Genomic DNA, 23,066 nt, shown 5'->3' with positions numbered 1-23,066 from the left:
GAAGAGGAATGAAACAAGGAAGAGATATTACAACCATTCGAGTTGTTATTGCGAAGCCAGGTTTGGATGGTCATGATCGGGGTGCACTGGTCATTGCCCAAGCACTTCGGGACGCAGGAATGGAAGTGATCTATACAGGGATCCGCCAGACAGCTCAGCAGATCGTGGCCACCGCACTTCAGGAGGATGCTGATGTGGTAGGCCTGTCCAGTCTTTCAGGTGCTCATCGTGATCTATTTCCCCAAGTGGTTCAACAGCTTAAGGAAGCAGGGCTTGATGATGTGCTCGTCATCGGGGGAGGAGTGATTCCTCGAGAGGATATTCAATTCCTCCATGAGGCAGGGATCGCTCATATCTTTACACCTGGTACATCAACGCAGGAGGTTATCCAATATATTGTAGAACATGTGAGGGAGTTAGCATGACGGTTCCATTAAAGATCGCACATATCGGGATTGCGGTACACGACTTGACGGAGGCAGTTCTTACTTATGAACGTTTAGGCTTTCAGCTTGAAAGAATTGAACATATTGAGCAGGAAGGTGTAAAAGTGGCATTTTTGCAGATTGGTGAGACCTATCTTGAGCTATTACAGCCCCTACATGATGAGAGTCCTGTGGCTCGTTTTTTAGCGAAGCGGGGGGAAGGAATCCATCATATTGCCTACGAGGTAGCGGATGTTGAGAAGACAATGGAACGGTTAGATGCGGAAGGCTTACCACTTCTTAGTGATAAGGCGAAGGATGGAGCAGGGGGCATGCAAATCGCCTTCTTGCATCCTCGGTCCACACATGGGGTATTAACCGAGTTCTGTAGCAAAAAAGGTGATAAAGAATGAAGGAACAAAATCGTGAGGCCATGTATCAGAAGATCGATGAGATGCAGGAGCGTCGACTTAGAATCGAATTGGGTGGCGGAGATCGTCGGATTGAAGCGCAGCATACCAAGGGTAAATTGACGGCTCGTGAACGAATTCAGCTTCTCCTCGATGAGAATAGTTTTATGGAACTGAATCCCTTTGTGGAGATGCGTTCAACCCTATTAGAAACAGGTCAGGAGGCACCAGGTGAGGGTGTTGTGACTGGTGTAGGTAAAATTGCGGGGCGTACGGTCTATCTTTTCTCTCAGGACTTTACTGTTTTCGGTGGCGCACTAGGAGAGATGCATGCACAGAAAATCGCTCATGTCATGGACCTTGCAGCGAAAACGGGAGCGCCATTCATCGGATTGAATGATTCTGGGGGTGCAAGGATTCAAGAGGGGGTGGTCTCCCTTGATGGTTATGGCAAGGTCTTTTATCGTAATGCGATTTACTCGGGTGTCATTCCTCAGATCTCTGTCATCATGGGTCCGTGTGCAGGCGGCGCCGTCTATTCACCAGCGATTACCGATTTTGTTTTCATGGTAGAGGGAACAAGTCAGATGTTCATTACAGGACCGAAGGTGATTGAAACGGTCACTGGGGAAAGAATCTCCGCGGAAGCCCTTGGTGGCGCACGAGTCCATGCAACGAAAAGCGGAAATGCTCATTTCTATTATCCGTCAGAGGAAGAAACACTCCTTGCTGTACGGCGCTTACTTAGCTATTTACCTCAGAATTGTCATGAACGTACAGCACGCCTTGAGAATTGGGAAGGAGGGGAAGAGAAGGATTGGAATGAGGAGATTCTTGATGTAGTTCCCGTTGAAGGAACTAAGGTTTATGATGTGCGTAATTTGATCTACCATCTTGTAGATCAAGACTCCTTCATGGAGGTTCATGCCCATTTCGCCCGCAATATTGTGGTTGGCTTGGCACGGATCGCTGGTGAATCGGTTGGCATGATCGCCAATCAACCCAAGGTGATGGCAGGCGGTCTCGATATCGACTCATCGGATAAATTGGCACGATTTATCCGTTTCTGTGACGCCTTCAATATTCCCCTCATTACCTTAGAGGATGTCACAGGCTTCCTACCTGGTGTGAATCAAGAGCATGGAGGAATCATTCGTCATGGTGCCAAAATTTTATTTGCCTATTCAGAAGCAACGGTACCGAAGATTACGGTGATTACACGGAAGGCCTATGGTGGTGCCTATGTTGCCTTGAACAGTAAGGCGATTGGCGCAGATTTGGTTTTTGCTTGGCCGAATGCAGAGATCGCTGTAATGGGTCCTGAAGGAGCAGCCTCAATTATTTATGCCAAGGAGATCGCAGCAAGTGAAACACCTCATGTAATCCGACAGCAAAAGATTGAGGAGTACCGCGAAAAAGTAGCAACTCCATATGTGGCAGCGGCAATGGGAATGGTTGATGATGTGATCGATCCACGACAAACACGTGACATATTACGTAAATCCCTTGAATTGCTAAGGAGGAAGGAGGAAAATTTACCTGTACGTAAACATGGGAATATCCCATTATGATTGGAGCATGAAGGCAAGCAGAATTAATCGATCACATCAAAGGAGGAGCAAACCATGATTAATCGTTCTCGGCTTGTTGAAACATTCATGGAACTAGTACAGGTTGACAGTGAGACGAAAGAAGAAGCTGCTATGGCTCAATGTGTGAAGGAGAGATTCACACAATTGGGTTGTCAAGTACAAGAGGACAATGCCAAAGAACTAACAGGGTTCGGAGCAAACAATCTCGTCGTAACATTACCATCCAATCATTCTGGTGATAAAATCTTTTTCAGTGCCCATATGGATACTGTGAAGCCTGGGAAGGGGATTGACCCTATTCTTCATGAGGATGGAATGATCACATCCAGTGGTGATACCATCCTAGGTGCCGATGACAAAGTGGGAGTTGCTGTGATGCTTGAAGTAATTCAAGTATTAAAGGAGAAAAATCTCCCCCACGGTCCGATTCAATTTTTACTAACTGTTGGTGAAGAATCTGGGATTGTGGGTTCTCAGGCCCTCGATACATCATTGCTTGATGTGGATTATGGCTTTACCTTGGATAGCAGTGGCAAAGTAGGAGAAGTGGTCACCGCTGCTCCATATAAAGCGAAGATCAAAGCGACGGTTCATGGGAAGGCATCCCATGCCGGAATCCATCCAGAAGACGGGATCAGTGCCATCGAGGTAGCAAGTAAAGCGATTACCACCATGCCATTGGGCAGAATTGATGAAGAGACCACTGCCAATATCGGCCAGTTTATTGGCGATGTTGCTACCAATGTGGTGTGTGATACCGTAACGCTCCTTGGTGAAGCGCGTAGCCAAGATGGTGAGAAATTCGAACGGTTGATTCAACAGATGGAAGAGGCTCTTCAAAAAGCAGCCAGTGAACGTGGTGCCACGGTAGATATTGAAGTGAAACGTCTCTATCCTGGCTATAAGTATCGTGATGAAGATCAAGTGGTCCTAAAAGCTCTAACTGCATTACGCAAGGTAGGCTTAAATCCATCCACTAAGGTGAGTGGCGGTGGCAGTGACGCCAATGTGCTCAATTCCTATCATATTCCCACGGTCAATCTTGCTGTAGGCTATGAATTGAATCATACCGTGAAAGAACGTGTTCACTCTGATCAAATCGTAAAGGCAGCAGAAATGACCTTAACCCTAACTCAATTAGCCTTAACAGAATAAGTAGCAAAGCAGTAAGAATCGCCGAAGTAATATCGGTTTCATTAGTAACATATTGGAGTATTCATCCTTTAACCATGCCACTCCGTTCTCGCTTTCATAACTCTGCGTATCGCAAAGCTAGGGAAGGAGCTGGCATGGTTTCTTCTTTTACTGGGAGTTAGCCCTTGATTTTCTGATTTAGAAGGAGGAAAATCTAGCTATATCATTTAGTAAACGAGATGTACCTAATATTGTCCGGAGGAGGAGCAAGATGATCAATCGAGAACGTTTACTTCAAACATTTCTCCAATTAGTTCAAGTGGATAGTGAAACGAAGCATGAAGGGAAGATTGCCCCCTTTCTAAAAGAAAGGTTTGCAGCTTTAGATTGCGAAATTCAAGAAGACAATGCCATGGAATTGACAGGTCATGGTGCCAACAACCTCGTGATCACCCTACCCTCCAACTATCAAGGCGCAGAGAAGATCTATTTTACCTCTCATATGGATACCGTAAAGCCAGGAGTAAATATTAAGCCCGTCGTTCATGAGGATGGGCTGATCACCTCTTCAGGCGACACAATCCTAGGTGCTGATGATAAGGCTGGCTTGGCAGTGATGCTGGAGATTCTACAGATTATTCAGGAACAGAAGCTTCCCCATGGGCAGATTCAATTTGTTATCACAGTGGGTGAAGAATCAGGGTTGGCTGGTGCCAAGGTCCTGGATCCTCAATTACTCGATGCCAAATATGGCTTTGCCCTCGATAGTAATGGCAAGATTGGGGATCTTATTGTGGCAGCACCCTATCAGGTAAGAATCTGGATTACCGTAAAAGGAAAATCAGCACATGCTGGGGTCAATCCTGAGGATGGCATTAGTGCGATCCAAGTAGCAAGTAAGGCGATTAGTAAGATGCCCCTAGGTCGGATTGATTTTGAGACCACTGCCAATATTGGGCAATTCCATGGTGGCGAAGCGACCAATGTGGTGTGTGATCAGGTTTCCATCCTTGCAGAAGCTCGAAGCATCGATAAGAAGAAGGTAGAGAAGCAGGTACAGGCCATGAAGGAAGCATTTGTGCAAACTGCGGAGGAGCACGGAGCGACGGTAGATTTTCAGGCACAGTTGATGTATCCTGGCTTCCGCTATACTGAGCAAGATCTTGTGGTACAGCGGGCAAAAGCAGCAGTGAAGGCCATGGGTAAAGAGCCCGTACTAAAAGCCAGTGGTGGTGGCAGTGATGCCAATATCATCGCAAGCTATGGTATTCCAACCATCAATCTTGCGGTGGGGTATGAACAGATTCATACAACCAATGAGCGCATCCACATGGATCGACTCGTAGAAACTGCTCAATTAGCATTACAACTGATTCAAGTCGCTTTGCCCAATCGCTAATTCGAATCCTCACATCTCTCTCTACCATCATGATTAAGAGCGCTTATCTGGTGTCAAACTAGATAAGATGGAGGGATGTAGATGATTATTCAGAGGGTTGCTCGTATCCAGCAGGTAATGGTTGAAGAAGAGGATTACCAAGAGTTAGATTGTCAACTTCTGCATCCAACTCCCACCCATGCAGAGCATAGGGTGAAAGCGATCAATTACCCTGAATTAACAGGGTATTGTCAGGTTGGTGACTATGTTCTCCTGAATGGCACTGCTCAACACCTCCAACTGGGAACAGGTGGCTATGATTTTGTTCGCCTTCGTCTTCCTGTGCACGGTACAGGAGCTTGGAATAAGATGAATACCTATGAGGAGAAGTTGGGTCACCTCCATCAAGGACATATTATGAAACTGCGCTATACCCCGATGCAGCTGGCTGTATTTACCTGGGAGGAGCAGTGCCAGCTGGATCAGGAGAATCCACCAGGGGAAGAGGCATCTTCCATTCGTACTCCCATGCTTGTTATTAGTCTCCATAGCATGCTCCCTTTGCTGGTTCTAGCAATCAAGGAGAGACAACCATCCTGTCGCATCGCTTACGTCATGACCGATGGTAGTGCTCTACCCATTGCTCTCAGTAAGCATGTACGGATCTGTAAGCAAGCTGGCCTTGTGGATTTAACCATCACCTGTGGTCAAGCATTCGGCGGTGATCTAGAGACGGTAACGCTTTACTCCGCCATTCAAGCTGCATATCAAGCATGTGATGTGGTGATCATTGGAGATGGGCCAGGGGTGGTGGGTACGAATACACAATGGGGAACCACTGGGATTTTAACAGGGGAATATCTAAATGCCACCGCTGCCCTAGGAGGAAAACCTCTCTTCGTACCCCGGATCCAAGGGGTGGATTCAAGACAACGCCATCAAGGGATTAGCCATCATACGATCACTGTATTAACCCAGCTTACACCCTATTCAGTGACCATCCCCATCCCTGATGCAGCTTGCTGGCATAAGCAGATGATGAACTCATTCCCCTTAGCCAGTCAGCAGGAGGTAAAGAAGCAGATTGCCATGATAGATGAAAGGCGGAGAGGGAAGCTGCTACCAGCTCATCAATGGCAGTCTGTTAAGCTCCCTAGCTTTTCAGAGCTGGAAAGGCTTCTTTTCTCCTATCCGATTCCGATTACCACCATGGGAAGAGAATTGAAGGATGACCCCATCTTTTTTGCCACAGTATTTGCTTCTGCCTATTATGTTATTGAAGAGTTAAAAAGAGATTACACTGATCGCAGAAAGGATGAGGAATGATGGAGAATCTATATGAGAAGACCATCCGTGTACAGTCCATCTATCAGGGCAAAATCGTACAACTGGATCTCGAAGAAGTGGAATTACCCAATGGCGTACATACTAAGCGAGAATTAATTCGTCACCCCGGTGCTGTTGCTATTCTTCCGATTACTAGCACAGGCAAGATCCTACTGATCCGTCAATTTCGCAAAGCATGTGAGGAGGTATTATGGGAGATTCCAGCTGGAAAAATTGAAAAGGGAGAAAAGCCAGAAGAGACCGCGATCCGCGAATTACAAGAAGAGACAGGCTATGAACCAGCCTCCTTGCAAAAGCTCTATACCTTCTACACATCCCCAGGCTTTGCCAATGAAAAGATCGAACTCTTTCTCGCATCAGAACTGCAGAAGAAGCCAATGCCGCCTGATGAGGATGAATTTATTGAGCTAGTGGAGGTAGAGTGGGCCAAGGTGGAGCAACTCCTTGAAGCAGGGGAGATCCGTGATGCCAAGACCCTGATCGCTTTGCAGTACTGGCGATTGAGCATAATAACAAAGTAATCGGCTGGTCTAATCCCTACTTGTCCCACATAGCATTGTAGTAATGATGTGGAGAAGGTGGGGAGCTGGATGGCAAAATCCTCGTGGCAATGGATGAATCATCACTTTGGGATTGTGATCTTTACGTTGATACTTTTGCTGAGTGGCGTTGTCTTTGGCGCAATCCTATTTCAACGCTTGTTTAATGGAGAGCAGGGAAGCATTGGAGAATCGGTAGCTGCTTATCTTGCTTGGTTTGAAGGGGAACAAGGCTGGAATTCATGGGAGATTGCCCGCAACACCTTGACACAACAGGGGATACTCCTTTTTGCATTAGGAATCGTGGGCTTAACCGTCATAGGACTTCCCTTACTATTAATCGCTCTCTTCTTAAAGGGAGCCACCATTGGCTTTACCGTTGCAACACTCACGCAGCAATTTCAGTGGCAGGGCGTTCTCATGGCAGGAGCCTCTATATTGCCACATAATTTAATTCTTCTTCCTGCCTGGATTTTGGTTACGGTGATCGGGATTCACTTCTCCTTCCAATTACTCAAGGTGCTTTTCTTAAAGCGAACGGAACGAATCGCTCCACATTTTCGCCGCTTTACTGTTGCATTTGGCGTCGCTTTGCTCTTCGTCGTTGGCGCAGCCTTGGTGGAAGGATTCATTTCAACGACGCTATTACATTGGACGTTAGCCCATTAGTTCTGTATCAATTTGCCTTTTCAAGCTATTCTCATTCTTAACTGATAACCTTCTTAATTAGTTTGACTTTCCTTCTTCCTCTCTTCTATAATGGAATCGTACCAAGCTTGTAGGAGGAGGACCTCATGGAAGATAAATTGACTCGTATTAAACAGTTATTAAGCTCGCAACGGTTTAAGTTAACGCCACAGCGTCAAGCCACGGTTCAAGTCCTCCTTGAACATCAAGAGGATCATTTAAGTGCAGAGGACGTTTACTTACTCGTAAAAGATAAAGCACCAGAAATTGGTCTCGCTACAGTATATCGTACCCTAGAATTACTAACAGAACTGGAAATTGTGCATAAGATGAATTTCGGTGATGGTGTTACACGCTATGATTTACGCAGAGATGAAGATGCTTCCCATATCCATCACCATTTGGTCTGTATGAATTGTGGAGCGGTACAAGAGATCGATTATCTATTACAGGATGTTGAGAAAATAGTCGAAGAGACTTTTGATTTTAGTATCATGGATGTGCGGTTAACCTTTCAGGGAATCTGCTCAAAATGTAAAACAGACCCGGTTGTTCAGGAGAAATATTTTAAGCATCCTCACCATCTATGATTAGCAGAGAAAACATCCTTGCTTGTCGATGTTTTCTTTTTTTACCTGGATATATTCAAAAAATTTGAAATAGTTTATCGTTTGGAGGGCTGATTATGAGAATTGGGATTGTTAAAGAGATTAAAGATCAAGAAAATCGCGTTGCTTTATCCCCTGCAGGGGTACAAGCACTGGTTCATGATGGACATCATGTCCTTATAGAGGCTGGAGCTGGTATGGGTAGCGGCTTTACGGATCAGGAGTATCAACAGGTGGGAGCAGAGATCCATACAGTAGCAGCGGATGTGTGGCAGGGTAGTGAGATGATCATGAAGGTGAAGGAGCCCATCGATTCGGAGTATGGCTATTTTCGACCAGGACTTATCCTCTTTACTTTTTTACATCTTGCTGCTGAATTAGAGTTAACGAAGCAATTAATGGAGAAGAAAGTGACTGCTATCGCTTATGAAACCATTCAGCACCATAATGGCTCTCTACCTATTCTCACGCCGATGAGTGAGGTGGCTGGAAGGATGGCTGTCTTGATCGGAAGCCAATATCTCCAAAAGTCTCAAGGGGGAAAAGGTATCCTCCTCAGCGCCATTCCTGGTGTGGAGCGAGGAAATGTGGTGATTCTTGGTGGAGGTGTGGTCGGAACCAGCGCAGCCAAGATGGCCATTGGATTGGATGCCAATGTAACCATTTTAGATATTAACCCCGATCGGCTCCGTTTTTTTGATGACTTCTTTGGGAGTCGGATTCAACCACTCATGTCCAATCCATATAATATTGCCAAAGCTGTTGCAGAAGCAGATCTGTTGATCGGGGCTGTGCTGATCCCTGGTGCCCGAACGCCCATTCTAGTCAGTGAAGAGATGGTGAAGCAGATGCGTCCTGGCTCCGTCATCGTGGATGTGGCCATCGATCAGGGGGGAGCTATTGCCACCGCTGATCATGTAACCACACACTCCAATCCAACCTATGAACGGTATGGTGTGATTCATTATTCGGTGGGTAATATGCCTGGTGCTGTTCCCCAAACCTCTACTGCTGGTCTCACCAATGCTACAGTACCCTATGCCCTCAATATTGCGAAGCGCGGGCTCGTGGAAGCAGTGAAAAACTCACCAGCATTGGCCAAAGGGATCAATATTTATGGTGGTCATCTGGTCTATCAGGCCGTGGCTGAGGCTCATCAAATCCCCTATACACCGCTAGAGCAAGTACTTGCTTAGTCTACAGCAATCGAGGCTCCCTATCACGGGGAGCCTTTTTTCGTGTATGAAAAAATCAGGATATGAATAGACTGGTGGATAAGTATGAGGGGAAGGAGTGAGGAAAAATAGCATGCAGACCATACATAAGCTGGTTTCAAGCTGTAAGTGGCTAGTGATCATGACCATGCTCACCTATCTTTTTTATCAAGGAACCATGATGATCCTTGAATCCTTTCAATTGATTAATCCGTATGAAAAACCGAAGGGAAGAGCTGAAGCGGTTTTTCAGCAAATCCATCACTTTTACTATGAAGGAGAATAGATCTGCACTGAACCAGATAGAGGAAAGTGCAGAGCTTTGTCGAATTGGGTACTTAGATGGGAGGGGAAGGACCCATGGAAGAAATTCTCCAACAATATATTCAGTACTTAGTCGTAGAAAAAGGTTTAGCTGAGAACTCAATTCAATCCTATGGGCGTGACATTACCCAATACCTCACATTTATCAAAGAGAAGTATCAAATCAGCGTGGAAAAAACCACACGTACCCATGTGATGGGATACCTCATTCACCTACAAGAACAGGGAAAGAGTACCTCTACCATCACACGTAATCTTTCCTCCCTACGTGGATTCTATCGATTTCTCCTTCTTGATCGCTATATTGCAAGTGATCCCACTAGCCATCTGGAAACTCCCAAGCTGGATAAGCGTCTACCCAAGGTTCTAACCATTGAAGAGGTGGATCGTTTATTACAGCAGCCGAAGGAGATCGATGCCATGGGCGCAAGAGATAAAGCGATGCTAGAGCTACTATACGCTACAGGTCTTCGTGTTTCTGAGCTAATCTCTCTCAATGTTCATGATGTGAACATCAATATGGAATTTGTCCGTTGCATGGGAAAAGGGAGTAAGGAACGGATTATTCCTTTAGGCTCTAGTGCGATTAAGGCATTACAACGCTACACAGAACGTTTTCGCCCCCAATTGGTCCGTAACCGGAGCGAGGAGGCGTTGTTCCTTAACCATCATGGCGGTCGCCTCACGCGTCAGGGATTCTGGAAAATCATTAAGCAATATGCAGAGTCTGCTCAGATTACCAAGGTGATTACCCCTCATACATTACGCCATTCCTTCGCAACCCATTTGTTGGAGAATGGCGCTGATTTGCGTGCTGTTCAGGAAATGCTGGGACATGCGGATATCTCAACAACCCAAATCTATACCCACGTTACACAGACACGGTTGAAAGAGGTATATCAGAAGACATTTCCCCGCGCTTAGTGAAGAAATGATTCGTTTACATTGTCATTTAAATATGAACTGAGGTAGACTAATCAAGGGGATGTTTCTCCATACATTTCCATGCTATTCCAATTATTAGAGGTGATAAAGATGAATGCAAAGCAATTTCAACGAATATGCTTAATCGTTCTCGACAGTGTGGGAATCGGTGCACTACCAGATGCCCATCAATATGGTGATGAGGGTGCCCATACATTGAGCCATATTGCTACATATAAACACGGTCTTCATCTTCCTAATTTGCAAAAATTGGGGTTAGGAAATATTGAACCCATTGAGGGAGTAAGCCCTGTTTCTCAGCCACAAGGGGCGTATGGCAAGATGATGGAGGTCTCAGCTGGTAAGGATACTTCTACGGGCCATTGGGAGCTGATGGGAATCCAGACGACTACTCCGTTTAAAACCTATCCCCAAGGGTTTCCTCCTGGTTTAATAGAACCTTTAGAGGCAAAGATTGGTCGTAAGGTCTTAGGGAATAAAACTGCTTCAGGGACAGCGATTATCGAAGAACTTGGTGAGGAGCATATGCGAACAGGGAATATTATCGTGTATACCTCTGCAGATAGTGTCCTGCAGATCGCTGCCCATGAAGAGGTGATTCCCCTTGATGAGATCTATCGTATTTGTCAGATCGCCCGTGAAATGACCCGTGAAGGAGAGTATGCGGTAACCCGTGTGATCGCTCGTCCCTTTGTAGGCGAACCTGGACATTTTGTCCGTACGGCCAATCGTCATGATTATTCTGTGAAACCACCAGAGCCTACGGTGATGAATCGCCTTTTTGATGAGGATCTCGCTAGTATCGCCATCGGCAAGATTTCCGATATCTATGATGGTGAAGGGGTTAGCGATGCACGTCGGACCAAGTCCAATATGGATGGCGTGGACAAGATCATCGAAGCCTTGCAAGAAGATTTCACGGGTCTTTGCTTTGCCAACCTGGTAGACTTTGATGCTCAGTATGGTCATCGCCGTGATCCAGCTGGTTATGGCGAGGCATTGGAGCAATTTGATCAACGTTTACCAGAGATCATGGCCCAGTTACGTGAGACTGACCTCCTGATCCTAACAGCGGACCATGGGAATGATCCGACTCATTTTGGCACCGATCATACACGGGAGCATGTGCCCTTATTGGTCTATAGTCCTTCACTCCAAGGGAATGTGAATCTTGGTATCCGCAACACCTTTGCCGATGTGGGTGCCACCATTGCCCATAACTTCGTAGTACCGATGCCTCGTCATGGTACCAGCTTTTTACGAGAATTACATTGATGATTTAACGAATGAAGGAGGAAAAGCGATGTGGGACAAGATTAAAGAAGCCACAGTATATATCCAGAATCATGTGCAAACACGCCCTACCATCGGCCTTGTATTAGGCTCGGGCTTAGGTGTACTAGCTGATGAGGTAGAGAATCCTACCATCATTCCTTATCAGGAGATTCCTCATTTCCCCCGATCCACCGTGGAAGGTCATGCTGGACAGCTGGTCATCGGTCAGCTAGCGAATAAACAAGTGATTTGTATGCAAGGTCGCTTTCATTATTACGAGGGTTATCCTCTGCAGGATGTTACCTTTCCCATCCGAGTCATGAAGGAGCTAGGCGTGGAGACCATCATTCTCACCAACGCTGCAGGTGGGGTGAACGAAGCATTTGAACCAGGCGATCTGATGTTGATTCGCGACCATCTGAACCTAGCTGGAGTGAATCCCTTAATTGGCGCTAATCTCGCCGAACAGGGTGTTCGTTTTCCGGATATGTCCCAGGCCTATGATCTAGAGCTCCGCAATCTAGCCAAGGAAGTGGCTTCGAAGCAGGGGATTACCTTACAAGAAGGGGTATATTCATGGTTTACCGGACCTACGTATGAAACTCCGAGTGAGGTCAAGATGGCACGTATTCTTGGTGGCGATGCTGCTGGTATGTCTACCGTTCCTGAAGTGATTGTGGCGCGCCATGCCGGAATGCGTGTATTGGGGATCTCTTGCATTACCAATATGGCTGCAGGAATCCTTCCTCAGCCCCTGAGCCATGCTGAAGTGATGGAGACCGCTGCCAAGGTGCAGAGTAAGTTCCTCACACTGATTAAGGCTCTGGTTGAAGCCATTAAATAAGAAATAATCTATTCGTAAGGGGGAGCATAGCATGAATAAACTACAAATGATTCAAGAAGCGGCAAAAGCCATTGAAGGAAAAGTTACCCTGAAGCCAAGCGTTGGTCTCATTCTTGGCTCTGGTCTTGGTGTGTTAGCAGAAGAGATTCAGAATCCTGTGATTATTCCTTATGGGGAGATTCCTCATTTTCCAGTCTCTACCGTAGAAGGCCATGCGGGTCAGTTGGTGATTGGGGAATTAGAGGGCAAAAATGTGATCGCCATGCAAGGTCGCTTTCATTATTATGAAGGCTATACGCAGCAGGAGGTGACCTTTCCTGTCTATGTGATGAAGGCCCTTGGTGTGTCACATCTCTTTGTCACCAATGCTTGTGGTGGAATGAATCCTCATTTTGCTGCAGGGGATTTAATGATCATTGCTGATCATATTAATTTCACCGGGAATAATCCGTTGATTGGACCGAACCATGCTGAATTGGGTGTACGCTTCCCTGATATGTCCCAGGCTTATGATCCAAGCCTACGTAAATTGGCCAAAGCAGTGGCTAAGCATGAAGGGATTAAGGTGCAAGAAGGGGTCTATGCAGCGATCTCTGGACCAAGCTATATGACACCTGCTGAGCTGATCATGCTTCGTCACCTCGGTGGTGACACGGTGGGGATGTCTACTGTTCCAGAAGTGATTGTGGCCAACCATGCAGGGATGAAGGTGTTGGGTATCTCCTGTATTACCGATATGGCCATCGGTGAAGATCTAGAGCCGCTCACCCATGAGCAGGTGATCGCTGTGGCCAATAAGACAAGACCACGTTTTATTCGTCTCGTGAAATCAATCTTAAGTGAGATGACAATATCATGAGAATGGTGGATTTAATTCAAAAAAAGCGTGATGGCTTTGCCCTCACGAAGGCAGAGCTTGATTTTATCATCGCTGGCTTTACCAAAGGTGAAATCCCAGATTATCAGATATCTGCATGGGCCATGGCCATCTATTTTAAGGGGATGAACCATGAGGAGATCGCAGCGCTGACAGATGCCATGGTACGATCTGGTGATCAGGTGGATCTATCTGCCATCGCTGGGTTAAAGGTAGATAAGCATTCCACAGGTGGCGTGGGAGATACCACCACGCTAATCGTTGCGCCACTTGTTGCAACAGTGGGAGTACCCGTCGCCAAAATGTCTGGCCGTGGCTTAGGACATACTGGTGGAACGGTGGATAAGCTAGAATCCTTCCCAGGCTTCAAGACAGAATTAACCACAGAACAGTTCATCCATAATGTAAATGATTTTAAACTGGCTGTGGTTGGTCAGAGCGGTAACTTAACCCCTGCCGATAAAAAGCTCTATGCATTACGTGATGTGACGGCAACTGTGGATACCATACCACTCATTGCAAGCTCCATTATGAGTAAGAAACTAGCCTCCGGTGCAGATGCTATCGTGCTTGATGTGAAAACAGGCACAGGTGCCTTTATGAAGACCGTGGACGAAGCGAAGGAATTAGCAGAGACCATGGTGGAGATTGGTCGTAATCTCGGAAGGAAGACCATTGCTGTCATCAGTGATATGAATCAGCCATTGGGCGATGAGGTGGGTAATGCCAATGAGGTACAAGAGGCCATCGCGACCCTACAAGGAAAGGGACCAGAGGACTTAAATCAACTCTGCCTCACCTTGGCTTCTCATATGACCGTTGCTGGTGGGATCTATCCCGATGTAAAGACGGCCTATGCAGCATTGGAGAAGGTACTCCATTCTGGTCAAGCACTAGCTACCTTCCGCCGTTTCATCGAAGCACAGGGTGGCGATGCAAGCTTTGTGGACCATCCTGAGCGTTTACCCCAAGCCAAATATCATGTGGAAGTGGTGGCACCAACCTCAGGCTATGTAGCAGGCATTGATGCAGAATCAGTGGGTGTTGCTGCTATGTTACTAGGTGCAGGGCGGAAAACCAAGGAGGATGTCATCGACCATAGTGTTGGTATCACCTTGAAGAAGAAGGTTGGCGATGCGGTACAAGCTGGTGATGTTCTGGCGATTCTCCATGCAAATCGTGAGGAAGTAAACGAGAGTCAGAAGATGCTTCTCGATGCTTATCAGTTTAGCCCCACATCGGTTCAGCCCAATCCCATGATCCACGCGATTATCCAGTAGTTGAGATCAATAAAGCACCCCCTACAGAAAAGCAACTCTTTTTGTAGGGGGTGCCTTTTTATGGTGTGGTTTTCATTTTTTAATAGGTGAATCAACGGATGCCAATCGTTATTTTTCTTCAAATGAACAAATACTATTGGATAGAATGTGGCTATACTATAATTGTGATAAAAATCACAATAATTAAAAGGGGTGCATCCAGAGATGGCAGAAATTCTAGGAATTCTAGGTGGTATGGGAGCAGAAGCTACCTCCTACTTCTTTCAACAGATTATTAAAGCAACACCAGCCAAAAATGATCGTGATCATATCCCCACTTTAATTTATAGCAACTCCGAGATTCCTGATCGTACAGCATGCATTCTGGGCAAGGGTGAGAGTCCTGTACCAGAGATGGTGAAGGCAGCCAAGGTATTAGAGCAAGGTGGCGCTTCCATGCTCTTTATGCCTTGCTTTACAGCTCATAACTTTGTGGAAGCGGTACAGCAAGAAGTGAATGTACCCATTGTGAACCTCCTCCATGTATTGAAGGAGTATATTCAAACAGAATATCCAGATGTAACGAAGATTGGTCTCTTATGTACCACAGGAACCAACCAAAGTCGCCTTTTTGATAAAGCATTTTCTGAGTATGAAATTCTTCATACTGATGATGAAGTCCAAGAAAAAATGGTAATGGAAGCCATCTACGGTAAGGGTGGAATTAAAGCAGGAATTACCGAAGGGGAACCTTCTCGCCTCATGGAGGATGCAGGAAGAACCTTAATTGCCCAAGGTGCACAAATTTTAATCATGGGTTGTACCGAAATTCCCCTTGCATTAAAAGAGGATGCGCTCGAAGTACCTATCCTTAATCCGATGAAGATTACCGCTCAATATATTGTGAAACGAATGAAACCGGAGTTAGTGAAATAGCAAGAACCTGATGATTTTGCTCAGCTCTTAATCAACAGAATCATTGGAAAACGTGTATCCTTCAGGGATGCACGTTTTTTTGTTTAGGCATTGGAATAATTTGCCGTCAAGTGGTACAGACTAAGGATGAAAGAATAGGAGGGATCTAACTTGAAACCAATCGCTTACTTGCTCTTCTTTACCATCCTTATTACCGCCAGCGTAATTCCAGTCCATGCAACGGATGTGAACTATCCATCGCTTGAGGTAGCTGAGCTTGCACCTGCACTAGCACCTGAAGCACGTTCAGCTGTCTTAATGGAATTTGATACAGGTACCATACTCTATGCAAAGAACATGGATGAGAAGCTACCGCCAGCCAGTATTACTAAAGTGATGACCATGCTTCTTATCTTCGAAGCATTGGATCAAGGGAAAATCACCTACGATGATCAGGTACGTGTTAGTGAAAATGCTTCTTCCATGGGAGGATCACAGATCTTTCTTGAGGTGGGAGAGGTGATGAGTGTCCGTGATCTATTGAAGGGGGTCGCAGTGGCTTCTGGAAACGATGCGGCTGTCGCGTTGGCGGAGCATGTAGCAGGTACTGAAGAGGCTTTTATCAAAGCCATGAATGAAAAGGCAGAGGAATTGGGTCTGAAAAATACACATTTTGTAAATACCACAGGACTTCCAGCAGAGAATCATTATACCAGCGCCCATGATATCGCCATCATGTCACGGGAATTGTTGAAGTACTCCGATGTGATTCAATTTACCAGTATCTATGAGGATTACCTGCGGAAGGAGAGCAAGAACCCCTTCTGGCTGGTGAATACCAATCGTCTTGTCAAATTCTATGAAGGCGTAGATGGTCTCAAGACAGGCTATACCAGTGAGGCGAAGTTCTGTCTAACTGCTACAGCCAAACGAGATGAAATGCGTCTTGTGGCTGTGGTCTTAGGTGAACCAAGTAGTAAGGTACGGAACAAGGAAATCTCTAGCATGTTTGATTATGCCTTTTCCCAGTTTCAGCTCCATACCATTCATGAAGCAGGAGAACCTCTGGAAGAACTCCGTGTAGATAAAGGGAAAATCGCCCGGGTTTCCATCCATTCCCCTTATCGAGTCAGTGTCCTTCTAAGGAAGGGCGAGAAGGCAGATGAACTGGAGACGAAGCTCCAATTGCCTGAGATGATCCATGCTCCCCTTGAGAAAGGGACAGAACTAGGTAAGCTGATCATCTCCCGTGATGGTGCAGAACTAGCCAGCTATCCTCTGGTTGCTCAGGAAGAAGTGGCGAAGGCGAATTACTTTGATCTCATGCGGCGTGTGAGTCAGTATTTCCTGCTACAACCATAGCCCATCTACGAAGCATACACGTAGAAATCTGGCGAAATACAGGAAGTTTTGTCAGCAGGCAGGGAAAGAGAAGATAAAACAAGAATGAGATGAAAAAGCGAGAGAGATATGGAGCTGGAGAAGGAGAGTGAGCTTAATGATGAATCTTTGGATTGATGTGGATCGCTATGAGAACACATTAATCGCGCGGTTAAAAGGGGAATTAGATTCCAATACAGCTGTTTTTCTACGCCGTGAATTGGAGCAGCAGTTAAGCGATTGGAATATTCAACATTTGGTCCTTAATTTTCAGGACCTGACATTCATGGATAGCACGGGTCTCGGGGTGATTCTCGGGCGCTACAAGCAGGTGAAACAACGGGATGGGGAATTGGTGATCTGTGCCACCTCCACCACTATTGATAAGATGCTTCGTCTCTCAGGAATGTATAAGATCATTCCCATTAAAACCAGTGAGGAAGAAGCACTGCAAGTCGTGGGGGTGATGTAGATGAAGAATTATATGAAGCTACAGTTTCCTGCAAGGCCAGAGAATGAAGCCTTCGTTCGTGTTTCCGTCGCTGCATTTATTACTCAGCTTGATCCGACACTGGAAGAATTGACAGAGCTGAAAACTGCCGTATCCGAAGCAGTAAGCAATGCGATTATTCATGGGTATGAAGGACAACCCAATGGAGAGATCGAGCTCGAAGTATTCCTGGATGATAAGTGGCTGGAGATTATCGTTCGTGATCATGGCATCGGCATCAAGAATATTACAGAGGCGAGACAACCACTATATACCTCCAAGCCAGAGTTAGAACGTTCAGGGATGGGCTTCACCATTATGGAAAACTTCATGGATGAAGTGGATATTCTCTCAAGTGCTCATGAAGGTACGACGGTACGACTACGAAAAAAATGCTCATCTTTTCGCTCCATCACGCATGGAGTGCATAATTAGGGGAAGGTGCCATGGAACAAACATCCAAAATTCAGCGTCCCTTTCTGGGAGATGAAAATAAGGAGTTAATTTGGCGGAGTCAACAGGGGGACCAAAAGGCCAAGGATACCATGATTACCAACAATGTACGGTTAGTTTGGTCGGTGGTTCAACGTTTTCTCCATCGTGGCTACGAACCAGAGGATCTCTTTCAGATTGGTTGTATCGGTTTACTCAAAGCGGTGGAAAAATTCGATCTCACCATCGATGTGAAATTTTCGACCTATGCAGTTCCCATGATCATCGGTGAGATCCAACGATTTATTCGGGATGATGGCTCGGTGAAGGTGAGCCGCTCTCTGAAAGAATTGGCAAACAAGGTCAAGCGACTCCGTGATGACCTCACGAAGAGCTTAGGACGATCACCAACCATTCAAGAGCTAGCCAGTCAATTAGGCTGTCAGCCAGAGGATGTGGTCTTTGCCCTTGAGGCTAATCGGATGCCTGCATCCATTCATGAGACGGTGTATGAAAATGATGGTGATCCTATCACATTGATGGATCAAATTGCCGATGATGGACAGCAGCGTTGGTTTGACCAGCTTGCGCTACGTGATACGATTCAACGTCTCGATAGGCGGGAGCAATTGATTATTTATCTTCGTTATTATAAGGATCAAACCCAAGCGGAAGTGGCTGAACGCTTAGGAATTTCCCAGGTGCAGGTTTCACGCCTTGAGAAAAAAATATTAAAGCGGATTCGTGACCAGTATGAACAATAAGTTCACTGGTCTTTTTTTCGTATGAGATGGTGATCAATGTGCATACTAGGACTGAAAAAGGGGGAGATGATGGTGCCAGCATTACAAGACGTAGCGTTAATTCGCTTCAAAGAAAAAGTGGTGCTTAAACGGGGAAAACCCATTTATCTAAGAGATCTCTGTTATTTATATGTCCCTCAGCATACTCGTGAAAGACTTCAGCAAATGGTGATCTATCATCCGCAGGAGCACGATGGGAATTACTTGGTGATCGACATCCTTTGGGTTCTACAAAAGCTCCAAGAGGTAGTACCACAGCTAGAGATTGAATATGTAGGAGCCAATCGCATTATTGTTGAGATGGAAGTAAAGCGACGGCGGATGCAACCGCTTTTTGTAGTTCTTGTCTGGTTGCTACTCTTTTTCGGTTCTGGAATGGCAATAATGAATTTCCATACCGATGTAAGCATGCATCAGGTTCACCAAAAGCTATACCATCTCATCATGGGGGAGAAGGAGGCACGTCCACTGCTGATCCAAATCCCTTATTCCATCGGCATCGGTGTGGGTATGATTCTTTTTTTTAACCATCTATTTCGAAAGCGGATTAATGATGAGCCTAGTCCACTAGAGGTGGAGATGTTTCTCTATGATCAGAATGTGAAGCAGTATCTTGCAGTTCATGAGAAGCCGGTCAATAAGCAGGAGAATCCCCAATGATCTTCTCAATCCTTCAAGGACTATTGCTCATTGTCATCGGTATCGGTAGTGGCATGCTCGTTGGCACCGGTATTGTGGCATTTCTACTCGTCCTTGATGTCATCCCACGAAGTATCCAACTGAGTAAAAGCAGGAACCTGATTCCTCAGTATGAAGGAGCCATCATCGCTGGAACATTGCTCTTTACCATCTTGGACTTTACCCATCCCACGCTCCCCTCCATTGCCATGGTGAAGTACGTACTTCTCATCATCTTAGGAAGTTTTATGGGGATTTTCGTAGGGATGCTGGCTGCAGCATTGACAGAAATTCTTAATGTCATCCCCATTATGGCAAGAAGGATAGGCATGGACGGGCATCTGATTCCGTTCCTGATGGCATTAGCCCTTGGCAAGGTTCTCGGCTCATTAACACAATGGATTTTTAATATCCCCTAGTCACTGGAGGTGTGGGTGTTGAATCAACAAAACCAGGAACAAAAACAGGCGCAGAAACAGGCGAAAATGGAAAGATATCAACAGGACTCCAAGCAGTTTCATCCAAAGACACCGCTCTTACGTAACACTTGGCGCGCCTTCTGGATTGGCGGGCTCATCTGTCTGATCGGGCAAGGCCTCCAAGATTTTTATATGAAATTCTTTGACTTCAATCAAGATACAGCAGGAAATCCCACGGTTGCGACTTTAATCTTTCTCTCTGTCCTCTTAACCGGGTTGGGTGTTTACGATAAATTGGGACAGTATGCAGGAGCAGGCTCAGCTGTTCCTGTAACAGGCTTTGCTAATTCTGTTGCCTCAGCAGCCATGGAGCATCGTAGTGAAGGCTTGGTCCTTGGAGTAGGCGGGAACATGTTTAAGCTGGCAGGTTCAGTCATCGTTTTTGGAGTTGTAGCTGCTTTTCTTGTGACGTTAATTCGCCAGCTGGTTAATATGTAAGGGGGGCTAGGCTCGTGAAGGCAATCAAACGTAATGGAGATCGTACCTGGGTCTTTCACCAAACGAAAATCCTAGGAACCGGTGTTGTGGTGGGACCAAAGGAGAAGGAAGGTCCCTTAGGTGATGATTTTCCGATTTCCTATGATGATATCTATATCGGTCAGGATACCTTTGAAAAGGCAGAACGTCAGCTTCTTGCTGAGGCTGCAAAGACTGCCATCACCAATGCGAAGCTTAAGGAGGATCAAATCGATCTATTTTTAGCAGGCGATCTATTGAATCAGATTGTCTCCGCCAACTTCGTAGCCAAGGAATTGGAGCTGCCTTTTATGGGGATGTTTGGAGCCTGCTCCACCTCCATGGAGACCTTAGCCACGGCATCCGCCCTTGTTTCATCCGGCTTCTCCAATTATGTACTTGCAGGTTGCTGTAGTCATAATGCCACTGCTGAGCGACAATTTCGTTATCCCACCGAGTATGGAGGACAGAAGCCTCCTTACTCCCAATGGACAGCCACCGGCGCAGGTGCCGCAGTGGTGGGGAAGGGGACAAGCGGAATCATGGTGACTCACGCCACCATTGGCAAGGTGGTGGATATGGGGATCAAGGATCCCTTTGATATGGGGCGAGCCATGGCACCAGCTGCGGCAGATACCATTGCAGCTCATCTTCAGGACACACAGCGCTCTCCTCATGAGTATGATCTCATCGTTACTGGAGATTTGGCCAATGTGGGGTCTCCCATCTTGATCCAGTTATTACGCGAACGTAATATAGATATCGCTAATTTACATCGAGATTGCGGTAGCATACTCTATGATCCATCCCAAGAAGTGAATGCAGGTGGGAGTGGCTGTGCAGCCAGTGCAATAGTTACATATGGCCACCTGCTGAAAGAGATGGAGCGTGGTAAGTATCAACGGATCTTAGTGGTAGCCACCGGAGCCTTGTTCAGCCCAGTGACCTTCCAGCAAGGGGAGTCCATTCCTTGTACAGCCCATGCTGTTGCATTTGAACGTAAGGAAGCAGGTGAAGAGAATGGTTGATGCTTTAATCCAAGCACTACCTATGTATCTAAAGGCTTTTGTCATCGGTGGCTTAATCTGTGTGGTTGGTCAGATCCTCCTCGATGCAGCGAAGCTCACACCAGCCCATGTCATGTCCACACTGGTGGTATCCGGTGCTGTCCTAAGCGGATTAGGTCTCTATGAGCCTTTAGTAAAGTGGGCCGGGGCTGGTGTTACCGTTCCCATCACCAGTTTCGGTCACTCCCTCGTCACAGGCGCTTTACAAGAGGCGGAACGTCATGGCTATGTCGGAATCATTACTGGCATTTTTGAAGTGACCTCCGCTGGTATCTCTGCAGCCATTATTTTTGGTTTCTTAGCGGCACTTGCGTTTAAGCCGAAGGGGTAAAGGGGTCTACATGCTCCATGTGAATACTCTTCTCTACAAAGGGGGAGTAATTACACGGAGCATCGAAATAAGGGCGACGATGGTTCAGATGGGGTATTCACTTCACCTCAACCAAGCCTACTTGAGATGTCGTCGATCGGGAGTAGCGTAGTAAACCCCGGAGATCGACGACATTGTATTTTTTAAGAAAAAATGAGATAACGCCAAGCGTAACAAGGGTTAACGCTATTTTTTAATTTAATCCAGGTTGCTTGATAAGAAAAAATTAGCTATATTGTATTTGAGGCGAATGTTGATTTAATAGGGCTTTCATGGGTTTGTATCGTAACTATGAGGAATTGAAACCAGGCACCTTGGTTAATTGGATCGGTAACGAATCCCGTGTTTGTATCGTAACTATGAGGAATTGAAACGCTGAATTTCTAGGTGTACGATATGGAACTGTTGTTGACGTTTGTATCGTAACTATGAGGAATTGAAACGTTTCTTTCATTCGATATGTGTTTGTTCCAAGATGTGTTTGTATCGTAACTATGAGGAATTGAAACCCGTTCCGCTTGGTTGCTTCGGTGAGGGCTGTGATCGTTTGTATCGTAACTATGAGGAATTGAAACTTTTTAAATCTCTTGTAAACAAGCCTTTGGTTAACCGTTTGTATCGTAACTATGAGGAATTGAAACATTTGTCGCAGGCGGTCGGCTCTCAACTCGTCCTCGTTTGTATCGTAACTATGAGGAATTGAAACCCTTTAACGGGTCGCGGATACCGTGGGTGGCGACGCTGCGTTTGTATCGTAACTATGAGGAATTGAAACACTCTTTCAACTTCCGACTGCAACCACTCGAGGAAGGAGTTTGTATCGTAACTATGAGGAATTGAAACCGATAGCGACCTGTGGATCTGCAGAGAACTTCGGAGTTTGTATCGTAACTATGAGGAATTGAAACTAAACATCCATACGGGACAATTGGTGACTGTAAACAAAAGTTTGTATCGTAACTATGAGGAATTGAAACCTTTTCTGGAGCTGTTTCCTCAGCTCCTTTTCTCGTTGTTTGTATCGTAACTATGAGGAATTGAAACAGGACACGTTGAAGTTTGAGGGTCTTGCTGACGGACGTTTGTATCGTAACTATGAGGAATTGAAACAGAAACCAGATATCGAACAACTTGAAGC

At 46.0% G+C, this 23,066-nt stretch carries 26 protein-coding genes and 1 CRISPR repeat array (1 of these 27 cut by a window edge); all 26 genes read left to right on the top strand.

From position 1 onward, the window contains the following. Positions 1-8 precede the first annotated feature (8 nt). The 26 genes from BN1691_RS14950 to spoVAE all read left to right on the top strand — a co-directional run bounded on the left by BN1691_RS14950 (position 9) and on the right by spoVAE (position 21,889). Positions 9-425, top strand: coding sequence for a cobalamin B12-binding domain-containing protein (locus BN1691_RS14950; RefSeq protein ID WP_048602227.1), 417 nt, complete (start codon positions 9-11; stop codon positions 423-425). Continuing rightward, complete coding sequence (gene mce, locus BN1691_RS14945) at positions 422-838, top strand: methylmalonyl-CoA epimerase (RefSeq protein ID WP_048602226.1); 417 nt, start codon at positions 422-424, stop codon at positions 836-838. The genes BN1691_RS14950 and mce overlap by 4 nt, the downstream gene beginning before the upstream one ends. Next, positions 835-2,406, top strand: a complete 1,572-nt coding sequence (locus BN1691_RS10780) for an acyl-CoA carboxylase subunit beta (RefSeq protein ID WP_231638393.1) — start codon at positions 835-837, stop codon at positions 2,404-2,406. Before mce ends, BN1691_RS10780 begins: the two co-directional genes overlap by 4 nt. Positions 2,407-2,460: 54 nt before the next feature. Next, positions 2,461-3,582 carry a M20/M25/M40 family metallo-hydrolase gene (locus tag BN1691_RS10775; protein WP_048602225.1) on the top strand — a complete coding sequence of 374 codons (1,122 nt, stop codon included), beginning with the start codon at positions 2,461-2,463 and terminating at the stop codon, positions 3,580-3,582. Between the two features lie 250 nt (positions 3,583-3,832). Continuing rightward, complete coding sequence (locus BN1691_RS10770) at positions 3,833-4,960, top strand: M20/M25/M40 family metallo-hydrolase (RefSeq protein ID WP_048602224.1); 1,128 nt, start codon at positions 3,833-3,835, stop codon at positions 4,958-4,960. A gap of 81 nt (positions 4,961-5,041) precedes the next feature. Beyond that, the gene (locus tag BN1691_RS10765; protein WP_048602223.1) at positions 5,042-6,265 is read left to right on the top strand and encodes a DUF3866 family protein; all 1,224 of its coding nucleotides are present in this window, start codon (positions 5,042-5,044) and stop codon (positions 6,263-6,265) included. Next, positions 6,265-6,807: an NUDIX hydrolase gene (locus tag BN1691_RS10760; protein ID WP_187116874.1), complete on the top strand. Its 543-nt coding sequence runs from the start codon at positions 6,265-6,267 to the stop codon at positions 6,805-6,807. The genes BN1691_RS10765 and BN1691_RS10760 overlap by 1 nt, the downstream gene beginning before the upstream one ends. Before the next feature lie 69 nt (positions 6,808-6,876). Beyond that, positions 6,877-7,494 carry a stage II sporulation protein M gene (spoIIM, locus tag BN1691_RS10755; RefSeq protein ID WP_048602221.1) on the top strand — a complete coding sequence of 206 codons (618 nt, stop codon included), beginning with the start codon at positions 6,877-6,879 and terminating at the stop codon, positions 7,492-7,494. Between the two features lie 125 nt (positions 7,495-7,619). Continuing rightward, positions 7,620-8,102, top strand: a complete 483-nt coding sequence (gene fur, locus BN1691_RS10750; protein ID WP_048602220.1) for a ferric iron uptake transcriptional regulator — start codon at positions 7,620-7,622, stop codon at positions 8,100-8,102. Between the two features lie 95 nt (positions 8,103-8,197). Next, a complete protein-coding gene (gene ald, locus BN1691_RS10745; RefSeq protein ID WP_048602219.1) occupies positions 8,198-9,316 on the top strand; it encodes an alanine dehydrogenase in 1,119 nt (372 codons plus the stop codon). Positions 9,317-9,428: 112 nt separating this feature from the next. Beyond that, positions 9,429-9,620, top strand: coding sequence for a DUF4227 family protein (locus BN1691_RS10740; RefSeq protein ID WP_048602218.1), 192 nt, complete (start codon positions 9,429-9,431; stop codon positions 9,618-9,620). Positions 9,621-9,694: 74 nt separating this feature from the next. Further along, entirely contained in the window at positions 9,695-10,582 is an 888-nt protein-coding gene (gene xerD / locus BN1691_RS10735) for a site-specific tyrosine recombinase XerD (protein WP_048602217.1), read from the top strand. A 111-nt stretch (positions 10,583-10,693) separates the two neighbouring features. Further along, entirely contained in the window at positions 10,694-11,878 is a 1,185-nt protein-coding gene (gene deoB / locus BN1691_RS10730; protein ID WP_048602791.1) for a phosphopentomutase, read from the top strand. Positions 11,879-11,906: 28 nt separating this feature from the next. After that, positions 11,907-12,722, top strand: coding sequence for a purine-nucleoside phosphorylase (locus tag BN1691_RS10725; protein ID WP_048602216.1), 816 nt, complete (start codon positions 11,907-11,909; stop codon positions 12,720-12,722). 31 nt (positions 12,723-12,753) lie between these two features. Continuing rightward, positions 12,754-13,581: a purine-nucleoside phosphorylase gene (locus tag BN1691_RS10720; protein WP_048602215.1), complete on the top strand. Its 828-nt coding sequence runs from the start codon at positions 12,754-12,756 to the stop codon at positions 13,579-13,581. Beyond that, positions 13,578-14,879 (top strand): pyrimidine-nucleoside phosphorylase, encoded by a 1,302-nt coding sequence (locus tag BN1691_RS10715; protein ID WP_048602214.1) that lies wholly within the window; start codon positions 13,578-13,580, stop codon positions 14,877-14,879. The genes BN1691_RS10720 and BN1691_RS10715 overlap by 4 nt, the downstream gene beginning before the upstream one ends. Positions 14,880-15,083: 204 nt before the next feature. Next, a complete protein-coding gene (gene cuyB / locus BN1691_RS10710; protein ID WP_048602213.1) occupies positions 15,084-15,794 on the top strand; it encodes a cysteate racemase in 711 nt (236 codons plus the stop codon). Between the two features lie 150 nt (positions 15,795-15,944). Beyond that, positions 15,945-17,135 carry a D-alanyl-D-alanine carboxypeptidase family protein gene (locus BN1691_RS10705; protein WP_053083751.1) on the top strand — a complete coding sequence of 397 codons (1,191 nt, stop codon included), beginning with the start codon at positions 15,945-15,947 and terminating at the stop codon, positions 17,133-17,135. A 136-nt stretch (positions 17,136-17,271) separates the two neighbouring features. After that, positions 17,272-17,625, top strand: a complete 354-nt coding sequence (gene spoIIAA, locus BN1691_RS10700) for an anti-sigma F factor antagonist (RefSeq protein ID WP_231638392.1) — start codon at positions 17,272-17,274, stop codon at positions 17,623-17,625. Beyond that, positions 17,626-18,078: an anti-sigma F factor gene (spoIIAB, locus tag BN1691_RS10695; protein ID WP_048602212.1), complete on the top strand. Its 453-nt coding sequence runs from the start codon at positions 17,626-17,628 to the stop codon at positions 18,076-18,078. It abuts the gene before it with no gap. Between the two features lie 11 nt (positions 18,079-18,089). Beyond that, positions 18,090-18,839, top strand: a complete 750-nt coding sequence (gene sigF, locus BN1691_RS10690; protein WP_048602211.1) for an RNA polymerase sporulation sigma factor SigF — start codon at positions 18,090-18,092, stop codon at positions 18,837-18,839. Positions 18,840-18,911: 72 nt separating this feature from the next. Continuing rightward, on the top strand, positions 18,912-19,538 hold the full coding sequence (locus BN1691_RS10685) for a stage V sporulation protein AA (RefSeq protein WP_231638391.1): 627 nt from the start codon (positions 18,912-18,914) through the stop codon (positions 19,536-19,538). Next, positions 19,535-19,975, top strand: a complete 441-nt coding sequence (locus tag BN1691_RS10680; RefSeq protein WP_048602209.1) for a stage V sporulation protein AB — start codon at positions 19,535-19,537, stop codon at positions 19,973-19,975. The genes BN1691_RS10685 and BN1691_RS10680 overlap by 4 nt, the downstream gene beginning before the upstream one ends. Positions 19,976-20,041: 66 nt before the next feature. Continuing rightward, positions 20,042-20,473 carry a stage V sporulation protein AC gene (gene spoVAC, locus BN1691_RS10675; protein ID WP_048602788.1) on the top strand — a complete coding sequence of 144 codons (432 nt, stop codon included), beginning with the start codon at positions 20,042-20,044 and terminating at the stop codon, positions 20,471-20,473. Between the two features lie 23 nt (positions 20,474-20,496). Further along, positions 20,497-21,519, top strand: coding sequence for a stage V sporulation protein AD (gene spoVAD / locus BN1691_RS10670; RefSeq protein WP_082147193.1), 1,023 nt, complete (start codon positions 20,497-20,499; stop codon positions 21,517-21,519). Further along, positions 21,512-21,889: a stage V sporulation protein AE gene (spoVAE, locus tag BN1691_RS10665; RefSeq protein ID WP_187116873.1), complete on the top strand. Its 378-nt coding sequence runs from the start codon at positions 21,512-21,514 to the stop codon at positions 21,887-21,889. The genes spoVAD and spoVAE overlap by 8 nt, the downstream gene beginning before the upstream one ends. A 315-nt stretch (positions 21,890-22,204) precedes the next feature. After that, positions 22,205-23,066: a CRISPR direct-repeat array (repeat unit 30 nt; unit sequence GTTTGTATCGTAACTATGAGGAATTGAAAC); it runs 572 nt beyond the window's last position.

This window comes from Rubeoparvulum massiliense (genome assembly GCF_001049895.1).
GTDB classification, from domain to species: Bacteria; Bacillota; Bacilli; order Rubeoparvulales; family Rubeoparvulaceae; genus Rubeoparvulum; species Rubeoparvulum massiliense.
The sequence above is the reverse complement of the archived record's forward strand: the minus strand, read 5'-3'. Positions and strand labels throughout refer to the sequence as shown.